Annotated in this window: 16 protein-coding genes; 7 read left to right on the top strand and 9 right to left on the bottom strand. The window is 67.4% G+C overall.

The window, feature by feature from the left end:
* Positions 1-4: 4 nt before the first annotated feature.
* The 5 genes from gpmA to ABD727_RS13670 all read left to right on the top strand — a co-directional run bounded on the left by gpmA (position 5) and on the right by ABD727_RS13670 (position 3,889).
* Positions 5-694, top strand: a complete 690-nt coding sequence (gene gpmA, locus ABD727_RS13690) for a 2,3-diphosphoglycerate-dependent phosphoglycerate mutase (RefSeq protein ID WP_344707942.1) — start codon at positions 5-7, stop codon at positions 692-694.
* Between the two features lie 99 nt (positions 695-793).
* Entirely contained in the window at positions 794-1,420 is a 627-nt protein-coding gene (locus ABD727_RS13685) for a flavodoxin family protein (protein ID WP_344707941.1), read from the top strand.
* The gene (gene egtB, locus ABD727_RS13680; RefSeq protein WP_425566794.1) at positions 1,417-2,658 is read left to right on the top strand and encodes an ergothioneine biosynthesis protein EgtB; all 1,242 of its coding nucleotides are present in this window, start codon (positions 1,417-1,419) and stop codon (positions 2,656-2,658) included. The genes ABD727_RS13685 and egtB overlap by 4 nt, the downstream gene beginning before the upstream one ends.
* Positions 2,642-3,601, top strand: a complete 960-nt coding sequence (egtD, locus tag ABD727_RS13675) for an L-histidine N(alpha)-methyltransferase (protein WP_344707940.1) — start codon at positions 2,642-2,644, stop codon at positions 3,599-3,601. The genes egtB and egtD overlap by 17 nt, the downstream gene beginning before the upstream one ends.
* Positions 3,602-3,733: 132 nt before the next feature.
* Positions 3,734-3,889: a hypothetical protein gene (locus ABD727_RS13670; RefSeq protein WP_344707939.1), complete on the top strand. Its 156-nt coding sequence runs from the start codon at positions 3,734-3,736 to the stop codon at positions 3,887-3,889.
* Positions 3,890-3,898: 9 nt separating this feature from the next.
* Here the strand turns inward: ABD727_RS13670 and ABD727_RS13665 are convergent, their stop codons facing one another.
* The 5 genes from ABD727_RS13665 to lepA all read right to left on the bottom strand — a co-directional run bounded on the left by ABD727_RS13665 (position 3,899) and on the right by lepA (position 7,740).
* Positions 3,899-4,468: a hypothetical protein gene (locus ABD727_RS13665; RefSeq protein WP_344707938.1), complete on the bottom strand. Its 570-nt coding sequence runs from the start codon at positions 4,466-4,468 to the stop codon at positions 3,899-3,901.
* Positions 4,465-4,914 carry a hypothetical protein gene (locus ABD727_RS13660; RefSeq protein ID WP_344707937.1) on the bottom strand — a complete coding sequence of 150 codons (450 nt, stop codon included), beginning with the start codon at positions 4,912-4,914 and terminating at the stop codon, positions 4,465-4,467. Before ABD727_RS13660 ends, ABD727_RS13665 begins: the two co-directional genes overlap by 4 nt.
* Before the next feature lie 28 nt (positions 4,915-4,942).
* Positions 4,943-5,302 (bottom strand): hypothetical protein, encoded by a 360-nt coding sequence (locus tag ABD727_RS13655; RefSeq protein ID WP_344707936.1) that lies wholly within the window; start codon positions 5,300-5,302, stop codon positions 4,943-4,945.
* Positions 5,303-5,350: 48 nt separating this feature from the next.
* Positions 5,351-5,812 (bottom strand): helix-turn-helix domain-containing protein, encoded by a 462-nt coding sequence (locus ABD727_RS13650; protein WP_344707935.1) that lies wholly within the window; start codon positions 5,810-5,812, stop codon positions 5,351-5,353.
* A 104-nt stretch (positions 5,813-5,916) separates the two neighbouring features.
* Positions 5,917-7,740, bottom strand: coding sequence for a translation elongation factor 4 (gene lepA, locus ABD727_RS13645; RefSeq protein ID WP_344707934.1), 1,824 nt, complete (start codon positions 7,738-7,740; stop codon positions 5,917-5,919).
* Positions 7,741-7,928: 188 nt separating this feature from the next.
* Here lepA and ABD727_RS13640 point away from each other — a divergent pair, with 188 nt between their 5' ends.
* Positions 7,929-10,742: a M16 family metallopeptidase gene (locus ABD727_RS13640; protein WP_344707933.1), complete on the top strand. Its 2,814-nt coding sequence runs from the start codon at positions 7,929-7,931 to the stop codon at positions 10,740-10,742.
* Positions 10,743-10,831: 89 nt separating this feature from the next.
* Here ABD727_RS13640 and ABD727_RS13635 read toward each other — a convergent pair whose 3' ends face one another.
* The gene (locus ABD727_RS13635) at positions 10,832-11,887 is read right to left on the bottom strand and encodes a 5-(carboxyamino)imidazole ribonucleotide synthase (RefSeq protein ID WP_344707932.1); all 1,056 of its coding nucleotides are present in this window, start codon (positions 11,885-11,887) and stop codon (positions 10,832-10,834) included.
* Entirely contained in the window at positions 11,884-12,357 is a 474-nt protein-coding gene (gene purE / locus ABD727_RS13630) for a 5-(carboxyamino)imidazole ribonucleotide mutase (RefSeq protein WP_344707931.1), read from the bottom strand. Before purE ends, ABD727_RS13635 begins: the two co-directional genes overlap by 4 nt.
* Positions 12,358-12,462: 105 nt before the next feature.
* Here purE and ABD727_RS13625 point away from each other — a divergent pair, with 105 nt between their 5' ends.
* Positions 12,463-13,044, top strand: coding sequence for a GGDEF domain-containing protein (locus tag ABD727_RS13625; RefSeq protein ID WP_344707930.1), 582 nt, complete (start codon positions 12,463-12,465; stop codon positions 13,042-13,044).
* Here ABD727_RS13625 and ABD727_RS13620 read toward each other — a convergent pair.
* Both ABD727_RS13620 and ABD727_RS13615 read right to left on the bottom strand, forming a co-directional pair.
* Positions 13,041-14,255, bottom strand: a complete 1,215-nt coding sequence (locus tag ABD727_RS13620) for an ABC transporter permease (RefSeq protein ID WP_344707929.1) — start codon at positions 14,253-14,255, stop codon at positions 13,041-13,043. The genes ABD727_RS13625 and ABD727_RS13620 overlap by 4 nt on opposite strands.
* Positions 14,252-15,202 carry an ABC transporter ATP-binding protein gene (locus ABD727_RS13615; RefSeq protein WP_425566793.1) on the bottom strand — a complete coding sequence of 317 codons (951 nt, stop codon included), beginning with the start codon at positions 15,200-15,202 and terminating at the stop codon, positions 14,252-14,254. Before ABD727_RS13615 ends, ABD727_RS13620 begins: the two co-directional genes overlap by 4 nt.
* Positions 15,203-15,216 lie beyond the last annotated feature (14 nt).

Genomic DNA, 15,216 nt, shown 5'->3' with positions numbered 1-15,216 from the left:
ACCCATGCCGACGCTGATCCTGCTTCGCCACGGCCAGAGCCAGTGGAACCTCGAGAACCGTTTCACCGGCTGGTGGGATGTGGACCTGACCGAGCAGGGGGTCGCGGAGGCCAAGGCGGCGGGAACGCTGCTGACCGACAAGGGAATGGACCTCGATCTCGTCTTCACCTCGGTCCAGAAGCGCGCGATCCGCACCGCCAACCTGGCGCTGGAAGCGATGGACCGGCTGTGGCTTCCGCTGGTGAAGGACTGGCGGCTGAACGAGCGGCACTATGGCGGGCTGACCGGGCTCAACAAGGCCGAGACTGTGGCCAAGGTCGGCGAGGAGCAGGTCAAGATCTGGCGCCGAAGCTTCGACGTGCCGCCGCCGCCGCTCGAGGCCGACAGTGCCTATGCGAGCCTTCAGCAGGACCGTCGCTACGCCGGGATCGCGGTACCGGCGACGGAAAGCCTGAAGGACACGATCGCGCGGGTGCTGCCCTATTACGAGGCGGAGATCGTTCCCGCGCTCAAGGCGGGCAAGAGGGTGCTGGTGGCGGCGCACGGCAACAGCCTGCGCGCGCTCGAGAAGCATTTGTCGGGCATCTCGGACGCCGACATTACCGGGCTTGAGATCCCGACCGGGCAGCCGATCGTCTACGAGCTCGACGAGGCGCTGAACCGTGTGGACCGCTACTATCTGAGCGAGCGCTAGCCCGGGACCAAAGGGCAGGGCGGCATCACGGCACCCAAAGCCGCGAGCTTCGTTCCATGGCGGTGACGATCCTTCGTCCGCCACGGAGACCCTTGCCCCATGACCAACCCCGCGCTGACCGCCGTCGCCATCAACTGCACGCTCAAGAAGTCTGACGGGGAGCCGTCCTCGACCGACAAGATGATCGAGCTGGTCGCGGGCGAACTCGGCAAGCACGGGGTGACGCTCACCGAGACGCTTCGGCTGGCGGACTATCGCATCCTGCCGGGTGTCGAGAGCGACATGGGCGACGGCGACCAGTGGCCCGAGCTTCGTGCCAAGATCCTCGCCGCCGACGTCCTGATCTTCGGTACGCCGATCTGGCTCGGCCAGCTGTCGAGCATCGGCAAGAGCGTGCTCGAGCGGATGGACGCGTTCCTGAGCGAGGCCGACGACAAGGGTCGTTATCCAAGCTTCGGCAAATTGGTCGTGGCGGCGATCGTCGGCAACGAGGACGGCGCGCACCGCGTGACGGCCGACCTCTTCCAGGGACTGAACGACGTGGGCTGGACGGTGCCGCCGGCCGCGGCCTGCTACTGGGTTGGCGAAGCGATGCACAAGACGGACTTCAAGGATCTTCCCAAGGTGCCCGACGAAGTGCAATCCACCGCAAAGTTGCTAGCGTCGAGCACGGCGCATCTCGCCAGACTGTTGAAGTCGGACGCCTTTCCGGGAGTGGATGGTTGAAGGCTGAGCAACGGCAGGGGATCGAAGAGCATCGAAGCCTCGGCGAGCGACTGCAGGCGACGCGGGCGCTGACGTTGGCGCTGGCCGAGCCGCTGAGCGACGCCGATGCGACCATCCAGCCCAACATCGACGCATCGCCCGCCAAGTGGCACCTGGCGCATACCACCTGGTTCCTCGAGACCTTCGTCTTGCGCGACCATGTCCCGGGCTATGGCCCGGTCGACGAGCGCTGGGCCTTCCTGTTCAATAGCTATTACGAAGGCGAAGGCGCCCGACTGGAGCGCGGACGGCGCGGAATGATCACGCGGCCAAGTCTCGACGAGGTACGCGGCTGGCGCGCCCGGGTCGACGAGGCAGTGCAGGAGTCGCTGCCGACGCTTGGGGCCGAGGCGCTGACCCTGATCGAGCTCGGGATCCATCACGAGCAGCAGCATCAGGAACTCTTCCTGACCGACATCCTCTCGACCTTCGCCGCCAATCCGCTGGAGCCCGCCTACGCGGCGCTTCCGCTGAGGGAGCGTGTCGCGGCCGCGCCGATGGCCTGGCTGCCGGGTCGTGACGGAGTGGTCGAGATCGGCACGGACGGTCGTGGCTTCGCCTTCGACTGCGAGGGACCGCGGCATCGCGCCCTCCTCCATCCGCATGCGCTTGCCAGCCGCTGCGTCAGCAACGGCGAGTGGCAGGAGTTCATCGCCGACGGAGGCTACGACAAGGCCGGCCTGTGGCTCAGCGAAGGCTGGGACTGGGTGTCCCGCGAGGGCATCCGGGGGCCGCTCTACTGGAATAAGGACGGAAGCCACTTCACGCTTGCCGGTCGGCGTGAGCGGGACCCGGCAGCCCCGGTCGCGCACGTCTCCTATTACGAAGCCGACGCCTTTGCCCGCTGGGCAGGCGCGCGGCTGCCGACCGAAGCCGAGTGGGAAGACCGGGCGCGCCTGGCCGACGCGGCGGGCGGCCACCAGCTGGACCGTGCCGGGGCCGTGCTTCCGGCCGCGGGCGGCGACTGGTTCGGCGACGTCTGGAACTGGACCGGGTCGGCCTATCTTTCCTACCCCGGCTTCCGTCCCGCTGAGGGCACGGTCGGCGAATATAACGGCAAGTTCATGTCCGGGCAGATGGTGCTCAAGGGCGCAAGCTGCGCGACCCCACGTGGTCACAGCCGCGCCAGCTATCGCAATTTCTTTCCGCCGGCGGCGCGCTGGCAGTTCACGGGAGTCCGCCTTGCTCGCGACGTCTAGTTCGGTCGATCCTCAATTCCGGGAGGACGTTCTGCGCGGGCTGTCGAGCTTGCCAAGGGCGATCCCCGCGCGCTGGCTCTACGACAGCCGCGGGTCCGAGCTGTTCGACGACATCACGCGGCTTGCGAGCTATTATCCGACCGCGACCGAGACCCGGCTGCTCGAGCGGATCATGCCCGAGGTGGCCAAGGCGGTCGGCGCCGGCCGGACAGTGGTGGAGTTCGGTGCGGGCTCGCTGACCAAGACTCCGATCCTGCTCCGGGCAGTTGACGCCCTCCGCTATGTGCCGGTCGACATCTCTGGCGACTATCTGCGCGAGGCGGCCGAGGGACTTGCCGGAGAATTTCCTGATCTCGACATCCATCCGGTCGAAGCGAACTTCGGGGAGGCGATGGACCTGCCCGACAGCGCTCACGGCGAAAAGGTGCTGGGCTTCTTCCCGGGTTCGACGATCGGCAACTTCGTGCCGTGGAGCGCGACCAATCTCCTGCGCCACTTCCGGACGACGCTCGGCACCGGCGCGCTGCTGCTGATCGGGATGGACCGGGTGAAGCCGGTCGAGCGACTGGTCGCCGCCTATGACGAGCCCGAGGGCGTCACTGCCGCCTTCAACCTCAATCTGCTCGACCGCATAAATCGCGAACTGGACGGCACCATTCCGGTTGGAAGCTTCGTTCACGAGGCGCGCTGGAACGACATTATGAGCCGCATCGAGATGCACCTCGTCGCGACGGCCGACGTCACCTTCGAAGTCGCTGGCCGCTCGTTCGCGATGGCAGCAGGCGAAAGCATCCACTCGGAGAACAGCCACAAGTACGGCCCGCGCGGGGGACGCTTGCTGCTGCTTGCCGGGGGGTGGACGCCAATCCGCGAATGGACCGACGCTGCCGGCGATTTCAGCCTGATTCTGGCGGAGGCTCAGCCAGAACGCTTCGCGCCCTGATTGTCACCGCACGGACGCAAAGACCGAATGGATGCATCCGGGTTGGCCGCGTCTCCGATTGATACATTCCATTGACCAGCGTTGCGGGAACGGGGCAGCTACCTATGCGCAAGGCTTCCTAGCGAGTTCAGCATGTCCCTTGACCCCCAAACCCTCCTTCAGGCCGCGACCCTCGTCGACCAGGCCATCGCCTTGCTCGATCAGAGCTCGGCTCCGCCCGACCTTGCCGCGCGTCTCGAGGATGTCGTGCGCCGGATTCGTGAGGTTGCGGGCTTTCCTGGAGCCTAGCTTGGCGGCTTAGCCGCGTGCGGTGGATGATCCCCGACCGAACAGGCGGGGTTCGGCAGGCTCGGAGTCGAGATCGTCCTTCTCGCCGAGGAAGTAAGCCTCGATCTGCGCGATCGCCCGCGTCGTCGGCCGGATGTTGATCACCCTGCGGTCGGCGCCGAAGCGCTCGCGAATGAGGAGGCCGGAGGCTTCCAGATACTCGACCCAGCGGATCGTGGTGGTTAGCGGGTGATCGATCAGCTCGGCCGCTTTCGACAAGGCGAGCGAGCGGCCCTCGCCCTCGCTGATGAAGATTGCCAGCAGCAGCTCCCAAGCCGGCTCGCCAAACAGGGCGCGAGCGAAGTGGCGTTGCCGCTCCTGCCGCTTGTCACGCTCATCGCGGGCAAGCTCCAGGACCAGCTTCCGGCGCTCGGCGACCGTCATCGACGAGGCGAGAAGGGCCTGCTCGGCCTGTTCGCGGCTGCGTGCGGTGATCGCCTCGAGCAGGTCGATGACCTGCGCAAACAGCTCGCCCGGCACCTCCCTGGACTCGAGCGCTTCGGCAGCGTCGTCGACGGCACGGAGGAGTTGTCGGTTCACGTTGTTGGATCCTGAGAAGCATCGCCGATCCCGTTGCCGAGGAAGGCGGAGCGCACGTCGGCACGAATGCCGAAGAACATGACGAGCGACATGGGCACAGCCCAGAAGTTGCTGAGTGCCCGGTAGATGCGCGGTGCGAAGTCGGGTGCGAGGAGGGTGCTCATGTGGCTGATCACCGCGACGAGATGAAGCCCGGCGAGCCAGATGACGAAATAGCGCTGGCTTCGAAGTGCAAGGGCGTAGAGCCCTGCGAGAAGCGCGATGTCGATCACGAACACGGCCTGCTCGGTTCGTGCCCAATGCGCCCCGATGAGGGTCGCCGGAACGCTGAGGAGGGAGGCGCCAAGGATCAGTCCGGCGGCAAGTCGCCCGTCCCTTCCGCCCCGCGTCCACGCATAGGCGCAGGTCGAGAGCGTCAGGAGCCAGAATGCCAGCCCGATTACCATTGATGCCACCCCCCGTTGGTCAGTGCGGTCAGGCGAGCGTCTTCGCCGGAGCCTTGCGTTCGACCGGCTCGGCCGACGCCTTGAGATCTTCCCAGCCGACCGGGCAGCCGTAGCCGACCGGGGCGAGGTTGCTGTTCTTCTTGATCTCGAGCATCTCGCCGAGCGCCGAGCAGATCTTCGCACGGCCTTCGACGGTCGAACTCATCCCGTCGGTCATCGAGCGGAGCAGCCGCTGTGACTGGCCCGCAGGGATGTTGGCATTCTGCGTGGCCTCAAGCACCGACACGATCATCCGGGCCTGGCTGAGGAGGGCGTCGTCGACCGAGGCGAAGGCGCTGCGGACGTCTGCCACGACCACCATTCCTGCTCCGGGCTTCAGTTCGATCATGATTCACCTATGCGTCGAGACGTTCGACGGGAACGCGCCGGCGGCCGCTCAGCGGAAGGTCATCAGCACGCCGGTGATCAGCAGCAGGAGCGCAAACACGACGACCGCCGCGGTTAGGGCGACGCGAAGGATGGCCCTGGTGCGCTGCACACCAGTGAGTTGAATGGGTCTTCCACCGATTGGCGGAGGAGCGAGCAACGCTGCCACTCTCCGCTCGGCTGCCCCCCGTTGGTCGACAAAAGCCGACCTGCTGACAACCGCTGGCGGTGGTGATCCCATTTGTTGGGATATCTCCACGTCGGCGAGAATACGCGCCGCATCGCGCCGATTGCTCGCCGAAAGGCGTGCCATCGCACCCTTTATGTAGGTGTCGACCGTCTGGGGGGTCAGACCGGTCTCGAGCGCGATCTCCTTCGAGGTCATGCCCCGACCGACGAGGCGCAGGCACAGCTTCTGGCGCTCGGACAGCGCCGCTGCCGGCAGGTCGCGATCAGCCAGATCGTCAGTCACGAAAACTCGCCCGGGTCTCGTACAATCGGGAGGGAACAGGTCATTGTTCGGATCCGCTTGCCGGCAATACTGGCCGGCAGAAGAACACGCCGGTACGCGGCGCCCTAGTTGTCGTCGCCCATCCTTAAGGCCGCGATAAAGGCCTCCTGCGGAATGCTGACGTTGCCGTACTCGCGCATCCGCGCCTTGCCCTTCTTCTGCTTCTCGAGAAGCTTGCGCTTGCGGGTCGCATCGCCGCCGTAGCATTTGGCGGTGACGTCCTTGCGCAATGCGGAGAGGGTTTCGCGGGCGATGACCTTGCCTCCGATTGCGGCCTGGATCGGAATCTTGAACATGTGCCTGGGGATGAGCTCCTTGAGGCGCTCGACCATCCCGCGGCCGCGCGCTTCGGCGGTTCCGCGGTGGACGATCATGCTCAAGGCGTCGACCGGCTCCTCGTTGACGAGGATGCTCATCTTGACGAGGTCGCCCTCGCGCGTGCCGATCTGATGGTAGTCGAAGCTGGCATAGCCCTTCGACATGCTCTTCAGCCGGTCGTAGAAGTCGAACACCACCTCATTCAGCGGAAGCTCGTAGGTGAGCTGGGCGCGGCCGCCGACATAGGTCAGGTTTTTCTGGATGCCGCGGCGATCCTGGCAGAGCTTGAGGATCGGCCCGAGATATTCGTCGGGGACGTAGATGACCGCCTCGATCCAGGGCTCCTCAATGGTCTCGATCCGATTGGGATCGGGCATGTCGGCCGGATTGTGGAGCTCGATCGTCTTCGCATCCTCGTTCTTCGAATGCGACAGGTGGAGAGTGTAGACGACGCTCGGCGCGGTGGTGATGAGGTCGAGGTCATATTCGCGGGTCAGCCGCTCCTGGATGATCTCGAGGTGGAGAAGGCCGAGAAAGCCGCAGCGGAAGCCGAAGCCCAATGCGGCGCTGCTCTCGGTCTCGAAGGAGAAGCTGGCGTCGTTGAGCCTGAGCTTGCTGATGCTCTCGCGGAGCTTCTCGAAGTCGGCGGCATCGACCGGGAACAGGCCGCAGAAGACGACCGGCTGGACTTCCTTGAAGCCGGGAAGCGGCTCGGCGGTCGGCTTGCGGGCGTCGGTGATGGTGTCGCCGACGCGGGTCTGCGCGACTTCCTTGATCTGCGCCGTGATGATCCCGATTTCGCCTGGCCCGAGCTCGGGCAGCAACTGCAGCTTCGGGTTCATGCAGCCGACGCGGTCGATCAGGTGGCGGGTGCCGGCCGCCATGAAGACGATCTCCTGCCCCTTGCGGATCGCGCCGTCGATCACCCGGACGAGGATGACGACGCCGAGATAGGGGTCGTACCAGCTGTCGACGAGCATCGCCTTCAAGGGCGCATCGCGATTGCCCTTGGGCGGCGGGATGCGGGTGACGATCGCCTCGAGCACCTCCTCGATGCCGATCCCGCTCTTGGCGCTGGTGAGGACCGCGTTGCTGGCGTCGAGCCCGATCACTTCCTCGATCTCGGCCTTGACCTTGTCGGGCTCTGCGGCGGGAAGGTCGATCTTGTTGATGACGGGCACGATCTCGTGGTCGTGCTCGATCGACTGGTAGACGTTGGCGAGGGTCTGCGCCTCGACGCCCTGCGCGGCGTCGACCACCAGCAGCGCGCCCTCGCAGGCGGCAAGGCTGCGGCTGACCTCGTATGCGAAGTCGACGTGGCCGGGCGTGTCCATCAGGTTGAGCGTGTAGGCGTTGCCGTCGGCCGCCTGATAGGCGAGGCGGACGGTCTGGGCCTTGATGGTGATCCCTCGCTCCTGCTCGATCTCCATGTTGTCGAGCACCTGACCGTGGGTCATCTCGCGCTCGGTCAGCCCGCCGCACTTGAGAATGAGGCGGTCGGCAAGCGTCGACTTGCCGTGGTCGATGTGCGCGATGATCGAGAAATTGCGGATGCGGCTGAGGTCGGTCATGTCGTGCGCCCGCTAGCAGGGTCGTGCGCGGCTGTCAGCATGGCCATCCGGTGGAGTGAGAAAGTGCCGCCGCAGCAACAGGTTGCAGTCGCTCGTCGAAAGCTCTCGACGGTTTGTCGATAGCGGTTGCGCAGGCGGGCGGGGCGGCTACCACTTCGCCGTTCATTTCTTCGTGGAGCCAATACCCCATGCGACATCTTTCCCAGCTCGGCCTGCTGCTCGCGGGAGCGTCGGTCGGAGCGCTCGCGGTTCCGGCTTCTGCCGCGCAGACCGCCGCCACCGTCCAGGCTCCTGCCCCGCTGACGTCGCTGGTGCGCGAAGTCCGCATCCCCAACACCGTGTTCAAGCTGCAGAACGGCCTGACGGTGGTGGTTCACGAGGATCGCAAGGCCCCGATCGTCGCGGTCAGCACCTGGTACAATGTCGGCGCTAAGGACGAGCCCGCGGGCAAGACCGGCTTCGCCCACCTCTTCGAGCATCTGATGTTCAACGGGTCGGAGAACATGCCGGGCGACACCTTCAAGTGGCTCCAGGAAATGGGCGCCACCGACGAGAACGGCACCACCAGCGCCGACCGGACCAACTACTTCCAGACGGTGCCCAAGGCGGCGCTCGACCGCGCGCTGTTCCTCGAGAGCGATCGCATGGGCTATCTGCTCGGCGCGCTGACGCAGGACAAGCTCGATAATCAGCGCGGCGTCGTCCAGAACGAGAAGCGCCAGCGCTACGACAACCAGCCGGGCGGGATGGTCTATCCCGAGGTCTACAAGAACCTCTTCCCCGCCGGGCACCCCTATCATCACATCCCGATCGGCTCGATGGCCGACCTCGACGCCGCGAGCCTTGCTGACGCGCAGAAGTGGTTCCGCGACAATTACGGCCCGAACAACGCCGTGCTGGTGCTTGCGGGCGACCTCAGCGCCGCCGAGGCGCGGCCGCTGGTCGAGAAGTATTTCGGCGCGATCAAGCGCGGTCCGGTGAATACCCCAGCCCAGGCGAGCGTGCCGGCGGCCACGGGCCGCTCGCTCGTCCTCAAGGACAAGGTCGCGACCACCCTCGTGTCGCGCTGGTGGGCGGTGCCGGGGATGCTCGACAAGAGCACGGCGGCGCTCGACCTCGCCGGTTCGGTCCTCGGCGGACTGGCCTCGTCGCGGCTGAGCAACACGCTGGTGCGTGACGAGAAGCTTGCGGTGCAGGCTTCGGCCGGCGCCAGCGCGATGCATCGCGTCGGCACCTTCTCGGTGCAGGCGGTGGTTCGGCCGGGAGTCGATCCGTCGGTGGTCGAAAGGCGGCTCGACGAGATCGTCGCCGACTTCATTGCCAAGGGCCCGACCCAGGCCGAACTGAAGCGCGCCTCGACCAGCCTCGTCGCCAGCCAGATCCGCGGGCTCGAGCAGGTCGGCGGCTTCGGCGGCAAGGCGACTGCGCTGGCCGAGGGCCAGCTCTATGCCGGCAACGCCAACTGGTATCGCACCGAGCTCGACCGCTACGCGGCGGTGACCCCGGCGCAGGTCAATGCGGTCACCCGCCAGTGGCTGACCCGGCCGGCGCTCAAGGTCCGGCTCGAGCCGGGCGAGCGTCCCGCGACCGACGAAGCCAAGGGCGGCACGCCCAGCGCTGCCGGTGCCCCGCCGCCTTCGACCAAGCGCGAAGTGCCGGGGCTCGGCACCTTCGCCGACCTCGACTTCCCGACGGTCGAGCGCGCGACGCTCAGCAACGGCATCAAGGTGACCTACGCCCGCCGCAACGCGGTGCCGCTGACGCAGATGGCGCTGTCGTTCAATGCCGGCAATTCGGCCGATGCGCCGACTGCGCGCGGCCTTGGGTCGCTGACCACCAACCTGCTCGACGAGGGTGCGGGCGGAATGACCGCGCAGCAGATCGCCGAACGCCGCGAGGAGCTCGGCATGGACTATAGCGTGGCCAGCAGCCTCGACCGCACGGTCGTGCTGGGGTCGGCGCTGTCGGCCAATCTGGCGCCATCGCTCGACCTGCTCGAGACGATCGTCGAGCAGCCCTCCTTCGCGCAGGCCGATTTCGACCGGCTGAAGAGCCAGACGCTGGCCGGGATCGCCAACGCGCAGAAGGATCCGGCGTCGATCGCGGCGCGGACCCTGCCGACGCTCGTCTATGGGGCGAACCACCCCTATGCGACGGTCGGAGCGGGCGATCCGGCGGCGGTGACGCGCTTCACCCGCGCCGATGCGGTGGCCTTCCAGCAGAAGTGGCTACGGCCCGACAATCTCGAGATCTTCGTGGTCTCGAACCTGCCGCTGGCCGACGTCCGCGCGCAGCTCGAAAGCCGCTTCGGCAACTGGGCCGCACCTGCCGGCGTGGCCAAGGGGGTGAAGGCGTTCAACGTCGCGCCGCCGGCGGTCTCGGGCGCCAAGATCTACCTCGTCGACCGGCCGGGCTCGCCCCAGTCGATCATTCGGGCGATCCAGCTGACCGACCTCAAGTCGAACGCCGACATCCTGACGGCGCAGGCGGGTTCCGAAGTGCTCGGCGGTAACTTCCTGTCGCGCTTCAACGCCGACCTGCGCGAGACCAAGGGCTGGAGCTACGGCGTCGGCGGCAACTTCTCGCTCAACGAGAACAACGTTGCCTATGGCATCAATGCGCCGGTGCAGTCCGACCGCACGGGTGAGTCGATCGCTGCGCTCAACAGCCAGATCGCGGACCTCTACGGATCGAAGCCGATCACCGAAGAGGAACTGGGGCGGCTAGTCAGCAGCAACGTCAAGTCGCTTCCCGGCCAGTTCGAGACCGGCTCGGCGGTGCTGGGCGCGATGATGCAGAACGCCATGCTCGGCCGGCCGGACACCTACCAGGAGCAGCTCGGTCGCCGCTACCAGGCACTTGCCGTCGGGCAGCTGGTTCCGGCGCTGAAGGCCGCGGTCGACTCGCAGCGCTTCACCTGGCTGGTCGTCGGCGACGCCGCCAAGGTCAAGCCGCAGCTCGACAAGCTCGGCATCCCGGTCGAGGTCATCCAGGGCCGCTAGGCCGCGACCTCGCGGAGGACAGACAGAAGGCCCGGGGCAGCGATGCTCCGGGCCTTTCTTCTTGGTCGGTGAAGGCGGAGAGCCTCGGCTCAGCCGAGGCGGGTGACGTGGCCCATCTTGCGGCCGGGGCGGGCCTCGCCCTTGCCGTAGAGGTGCAGGGCGGCGCCGGGCTCGGCGACGAGCTCGGGCCAGCGGTCGACGTCGTTGCCGATGAGATTGTCCATCGTCACCTTGGGCGAGCGCAGCGCGGTCGAGCCGAGCGGAAGGCCGCAGATGGCGCGGATGTGCTGTTCGAACTGCGAGGTGGCGGCGCCCTCGATCGTCCAGTGTCCGCTGTTATGGACCCGGGGGGCGATCTCGTTGACGAAGGGGCCACCCTCGGCGGCGAAGAACTCGACGGTGAGCACGCCGACATGGCCGAGCCGCTCGGCGATGCGGGCCGCCTGCAAGCGCGCGGCCGCCTGCTGTGCTTCCACCACGGGACCGGCGGGAAGCTCGGAGCGGCGGAGGATGCCATCCTCGTGGTGGTTGCGTGGGGAGTCGAAGAAGGCAACCGCGCCATCGAGGCCGCGGGCAAGGACGACCGAGAATTCGGCCTCGAAAGCGACCACTTTCTCGGCGATCAGCGGTCGCCCGCCGAGACGGGTCCAAGCGCCCCTTACGTCTTCTTCGGTGCGGAGCCAGGCCTGGCCCTTGCCGTCATAGCCGTCACGGCGGGTCTTGAGGATCAATGGTCCGCCAAGGTCGGTCCAAGCCTGCTCGACGTCGTCCTGGCTATCGATCGTCCGCCACTCGGCCGGCTGCCCTCCGGAGTCGCGGACAAAGCTCTTCTCGGCATCGCGGTCTTGGGCGATCGACAGGCTGGCAGTGCCGGGGCGGAGCTTGCCGGCGATGGTCGCAAGCGGTCCGACGGGCAAGTTCTCGAACTCGTAGGTGACGACGTCGCAGGCCGCCGCGAAGCGCTCGAGGGCGGAGACGTCGTCGAAGGCGGCGCGGGTGAAGCCGGCGGACACGTCGGCGGCGCAGGGCCGCTCATGCGGGTCGAAGACGTGGACCCGGTAGCCCAGCGGAGCCGCGGCCAGCGCCAGCATCCGGCCAAGCTGGCCGCCACCGACAATGCCGATGGTGCCGCCCGGCGCGATCATTCGGGGCTTTCTCCGACGGCCTCGGTCTGCGCCGCGCGCCAGGCATCGAGCCGTCCGGCAAGAGCGGGATCACCGAGCGCGAGGATGGAGGCGGCAAGGAGCGCGGCGTTGATCGCGCCGGGCTTGCCGATGGCGAGCGTCGCGACGGGCACGCCCCCGGGCATCTGGACGATCGACAGCAGGCTATCGAGACCGCTCAGCGCCTTGCTCTCGACCGGAACACCGAGAACCGGGAGGCTGGTCATGCTTGCGGCCATGCCCGGAAGATGCGCCGCGCCGCCCGCTCCGGCGATGATCAGCTTGAGCCCGCGCGCCTTCGCGCCTGTCGCATAATCGTACAGCCGCGCGGGAGTGCGATGCGCGGACACGACCTTTGCTTCATGGGTTATGCCAAGTTCCTCGAGCATCGATGCGGCATGCCGCATCGTCTCCCAGTCGGACCGGCTGCCCATGATGATCCCGACGTCCATTCCGCTCCTGCCCCCGTGCGATCAGGGCCCTGCTCTAGTGCCGCAGGCCGACGCTGTCACCCGGCTCCCCAAGCCGGTTGATCTGGGTTATGCAGCCGCCGTCCGATGACTGACGTGAGTCACTTCCCCAACGACGATCCGCTGGCGCTGCGGGAAGAGATCGCGCGCCTGCGTGGCGAGGTAGCCCGGCTCGAGCGACAGTGCGGCGAGCTCGACCGGCTGGCGCACCAGGATCCGCTGGTACCGCTGCCCAACCGGCGCGGGTTCGAGCGGCAGCTTGCCAGCCTGATCGACCGGGTGGCGCGCTACGGTGACCAGGGGGCGGTCCTGTTCGTCGACGTCGACGGTCTGAAGATGCTCAACGACAGCTTCGGGCATGATGCCGGCGACGCGGCGCTGATCCACATCGCCGAGCTTCTGATGAGCGGGGTGCGGCAGAGCGACTGCGTGGCGCGATTCGGTGGGGACGAGTTCGCGGTGCTGCTCGAGCGGGTTGACCTCGATCTCGCGTCGGAGACGGCGGCGCGCCTGACCGATGCCCTCGCCGGGACTCAATTCACCTTCGAGGGGCGGGCCATCCCGCTTTCGGCGGCGATCGGCATCGCCGAGGTAGAGGCGGAGGATACGCCCGAGGCGGTGATCGCCCGCGCCGACCGCGCGATGTACGAGGTCAAGGCCGCCGCCTAGCGGCTCGCGGTGGCGGAGCGACGGCGGAAGATCGGCGGCTTCTTTCCGGGCCCGCTCAGAACCGAGCGGCGGAACCAGGCGGCAGCCCCCTTGAGGATGAGCGCGATCCACAAGGCCTGCCAAGCGACGGCGATCAGGTGCGGCCACAGCGCCGGATCGAGCGCGCCGCGGGCAATCATCGCGAATGGCGATGAGAGCGGAAACACTGCCGCGGCGATGCCCGACGGGCCGTTCATGTCGGCGATGGCGAAGCTGGCGAGGGCGAACAGCCCGACTTGCGACATGGTGATCGGCATCGAGAGCGTCTGCACCTCGCGAACCGTCGAAGCCTGTGCGCCGATCGCGAGGAAGGCCCCGCCGATCAGCAGATAGCTCATCGTGAAATAGGCGGCGCCGAGGAGCAGATAGGCGGGCCAGCCGACCGCCGGAGCGGGCAGGGCCGTGAGAATCCCCGCCGGCGCGAGCAGCAGGAGTACGGACAGCGCCACGCCGCCCCAAACCAGTATCCCGGTCAGGCTGACGCAGAGCATCGCGAACAGCTTGCCGATAAAGATCGATTCGACCGGCACGGCCGCGGCGAGCACCTCGATGACCTTGTTCGACTTCTCTTCGATCAGCTGGCTGAGAAGCATGGTCGAGAGCAGCAGGGTCAGGAGGAAAAGCAGGGCCTGCGCCCCGCGGGCGGTGACCGAGCGCGCCTGGTGGGTGGTTCCGCCGGTCGCCCGGATGGTCGTCATGCCGAGCTCGGCGACCGCCGGCTTGCCGCGCTCGACCCAGCTGACGAGCAATTTCATCTGGCCGTAGGTCGGATGCTTCCAGCTCATGCCTCCCGTCAGGTGCGGTCGCCCGGCCGGGAAGGTCAGGACCGCGCTGTAGCGCGAGTTCGGAGCCTGCAGCAGCCGCTCGGGATCGGTGGCGGGATCAACCCGCTCAAGCAGTGGCAGGCCGGGCTGGCCCGGAAGGCTGTCGAGTTCCTCGGCGGCAGCGGCATAGGCGGCGAACAGCGACGAAGGAGCAGCGATCGCGACCCTCGGCTGCTCAACGTCGTCAGCGGCGCGCGCGCCGATCGTGCCAAAGAGCAGTACGAGCAGGATCGGGAACAGCGGCCCGAGAAGGAACAGGAGGAAGGTCTTGGAGAAGACGGTCGCGCCATAATCGCGGCGACCGATGACGAAGGCCGCGGCGAGGCGGCCGAGCGGGGGCAGGGTCATTGGGTGTCTCCTCCGCGGCCCATCGCCTCGGCCGCGGCCTCGCCCGCGATGGCGACGAAGGCGTCGTGAAGGCCGGGGCGCTCGATCGACAGCGTCTCGATCCCCGCCTCGCCGGCGAGAAGCGCGCGGAGCAGTGGCTCGGGACCTTCAGGCGGAAGCTCAAAGCGCCATTCGCGACCGGTCCAGCGTGCCTCGGGCGGGAGAGCCGAGCGCCACGGCCCGTCCTCGGCCCGGGTGCGCAACCGGACGATCGGCCGGAGCCGGTCGCGAGCGGCGTCGACCGCTCCGGCAAAGGCAACCTTGCCCTGCGCGATGATCGCGATCCGCTCGCACAGCCGCTCGGCATGGGCGATGACGTGGGTCGAGAAGATCACCGTCGCGCCGCCGGCCGCTTCGGCGCGGATCAGGCTCTCGAGCTTCTCCTGGTTGATCGCGTCGAGCCCTGAAAAGGGTTCATCGAGGACGATCAGTCGCGGGCGGTGGATGAGGGTGCCGAGCAGCTGGACGGTTTGCGCCATTCCCTTGGACAGGGTGCGGATCGGCTTGGTCGACCAGTCGGACAGGTCGCGCTCGGCGAGCAGGACATCGGCGCGCCGACGGCTTTCGGCAAGCGGCAGCCCACGGAGCGCGCCCATGAAGGCGATCGCTTCGCGCACAGGCATGGCGGGATAGAGGCCGCGTTCCTCAGGCAGGTAGCCGACCTCACGCGCGGCCTCGAGCGGCCGCTCGCGCCCAAGCAGCCGGCGGGTGCCGCTGTCCGGATCGATGATCCCGAGCAGCATGCGGAGCGAGGTCGTCTTGCCAGCTCCATTGGGGCCGAGCAGGCCGAAGATGGTGCCGGTCGGGACCGCCAGGCTGACGCCGTCGACCGCGCGCTTGTCGCCGAAGGTCTTGACGAGATCATGGGCCTCGACCGCCGTGTCGCCGCCACTGGCCTGCTGCAGCACTCGTCTGGTCCTCC

It is taken from the genome of Sphingomonas swuensis (genome assembly GCF_039538045.1).
GTDB classification, from domain to species: domain Bacteria; phylum Pseudomonadota; class Alphaproteobacteria; order Sphingomonadales; family Sphingomonadaceae; genus Sphingomicrobium; species Sphingomicrobium swuense.
The sequence above is the reverse complement of the archived record's forward strand: the minus strand, read 5'-3'. Positions and strand labels throughout refer to the sequence as shown.

Coding starts and splice junctions, on each gene's coding strand:
- ABD727_RS13625 (WP_344707930.1), top strand. CDS start 12,463: ATGACTGACGTGAGTCACTTCCCCAACGACGATCCGCTGGCGCTGCGG.
- ABD727_RS13660 (WP_344707937.1), bottom strand. CDS start 4,914: ATGGTAATCGGGCTGGCATTCTGGCTCCTGACGCTCTCGACCTGCGCC.
- ABD727_RS13655 (WP_344707936.1), bottom strand. CDS start 5,302: ATGATCGAACTGAAGCCCGGAGCAGGAATGGTGGTCGTGGCAGACGTC.
- gpmA (WP_344707942.1), top strand. CDS start 5: ATGCCGACGCTGATCCTGCTTCGCCACGGCCAGAGCCAGTGGAACCTC.
- purE (WP_344707931.1), bottom strand. CDS start 12,357: ATGGACGTCGGGATCATCATGGGCAGCCGGTCCGACTGGGAGACGATG.
- ABD727_RS13640 (WP_344707933.1), top strand. CDS start 7,929: ATGCGACATCTTTCCCAGCTCGGCCTGCTGCTCGCGGGAGCGTCGGTC.
- ABD727_RS13670 (WP_344707939.1), top strand. CDS start 3,734: ATGTCCCTTGACCCCCAAACCCTCCTTCAGGCCGCGACCCTCGTCGAC.
- ABD727_RS13685 (WP_344707941.1), top strand. CDS start 794: ATGACCAACCCCGCGCTGACCGCCGTCGCCATCAACTGCACGCTCAAG.
- ABD727_RS13635 (WP_344707932.1), bottom strand. CDS start 11,887: ATGATCGCGCCGGGCGGCACCATCGGCATTGTCGGTGGCGGCCAGCTT.
- ABD727_RS13620 (WP_344707929.1), bottom strand. CDS start 14,255: ATGACCCTGCCCCCGCTCGGCCGCCTCGCCGCGGCCTTCGTCATCGGT.
- lepA (WP_344707934.1), bottom strand. CDS start 7,740: ATGACCGACCTCAGCCGCATCCGCAATTTCTCGATCATCGCGCACATC.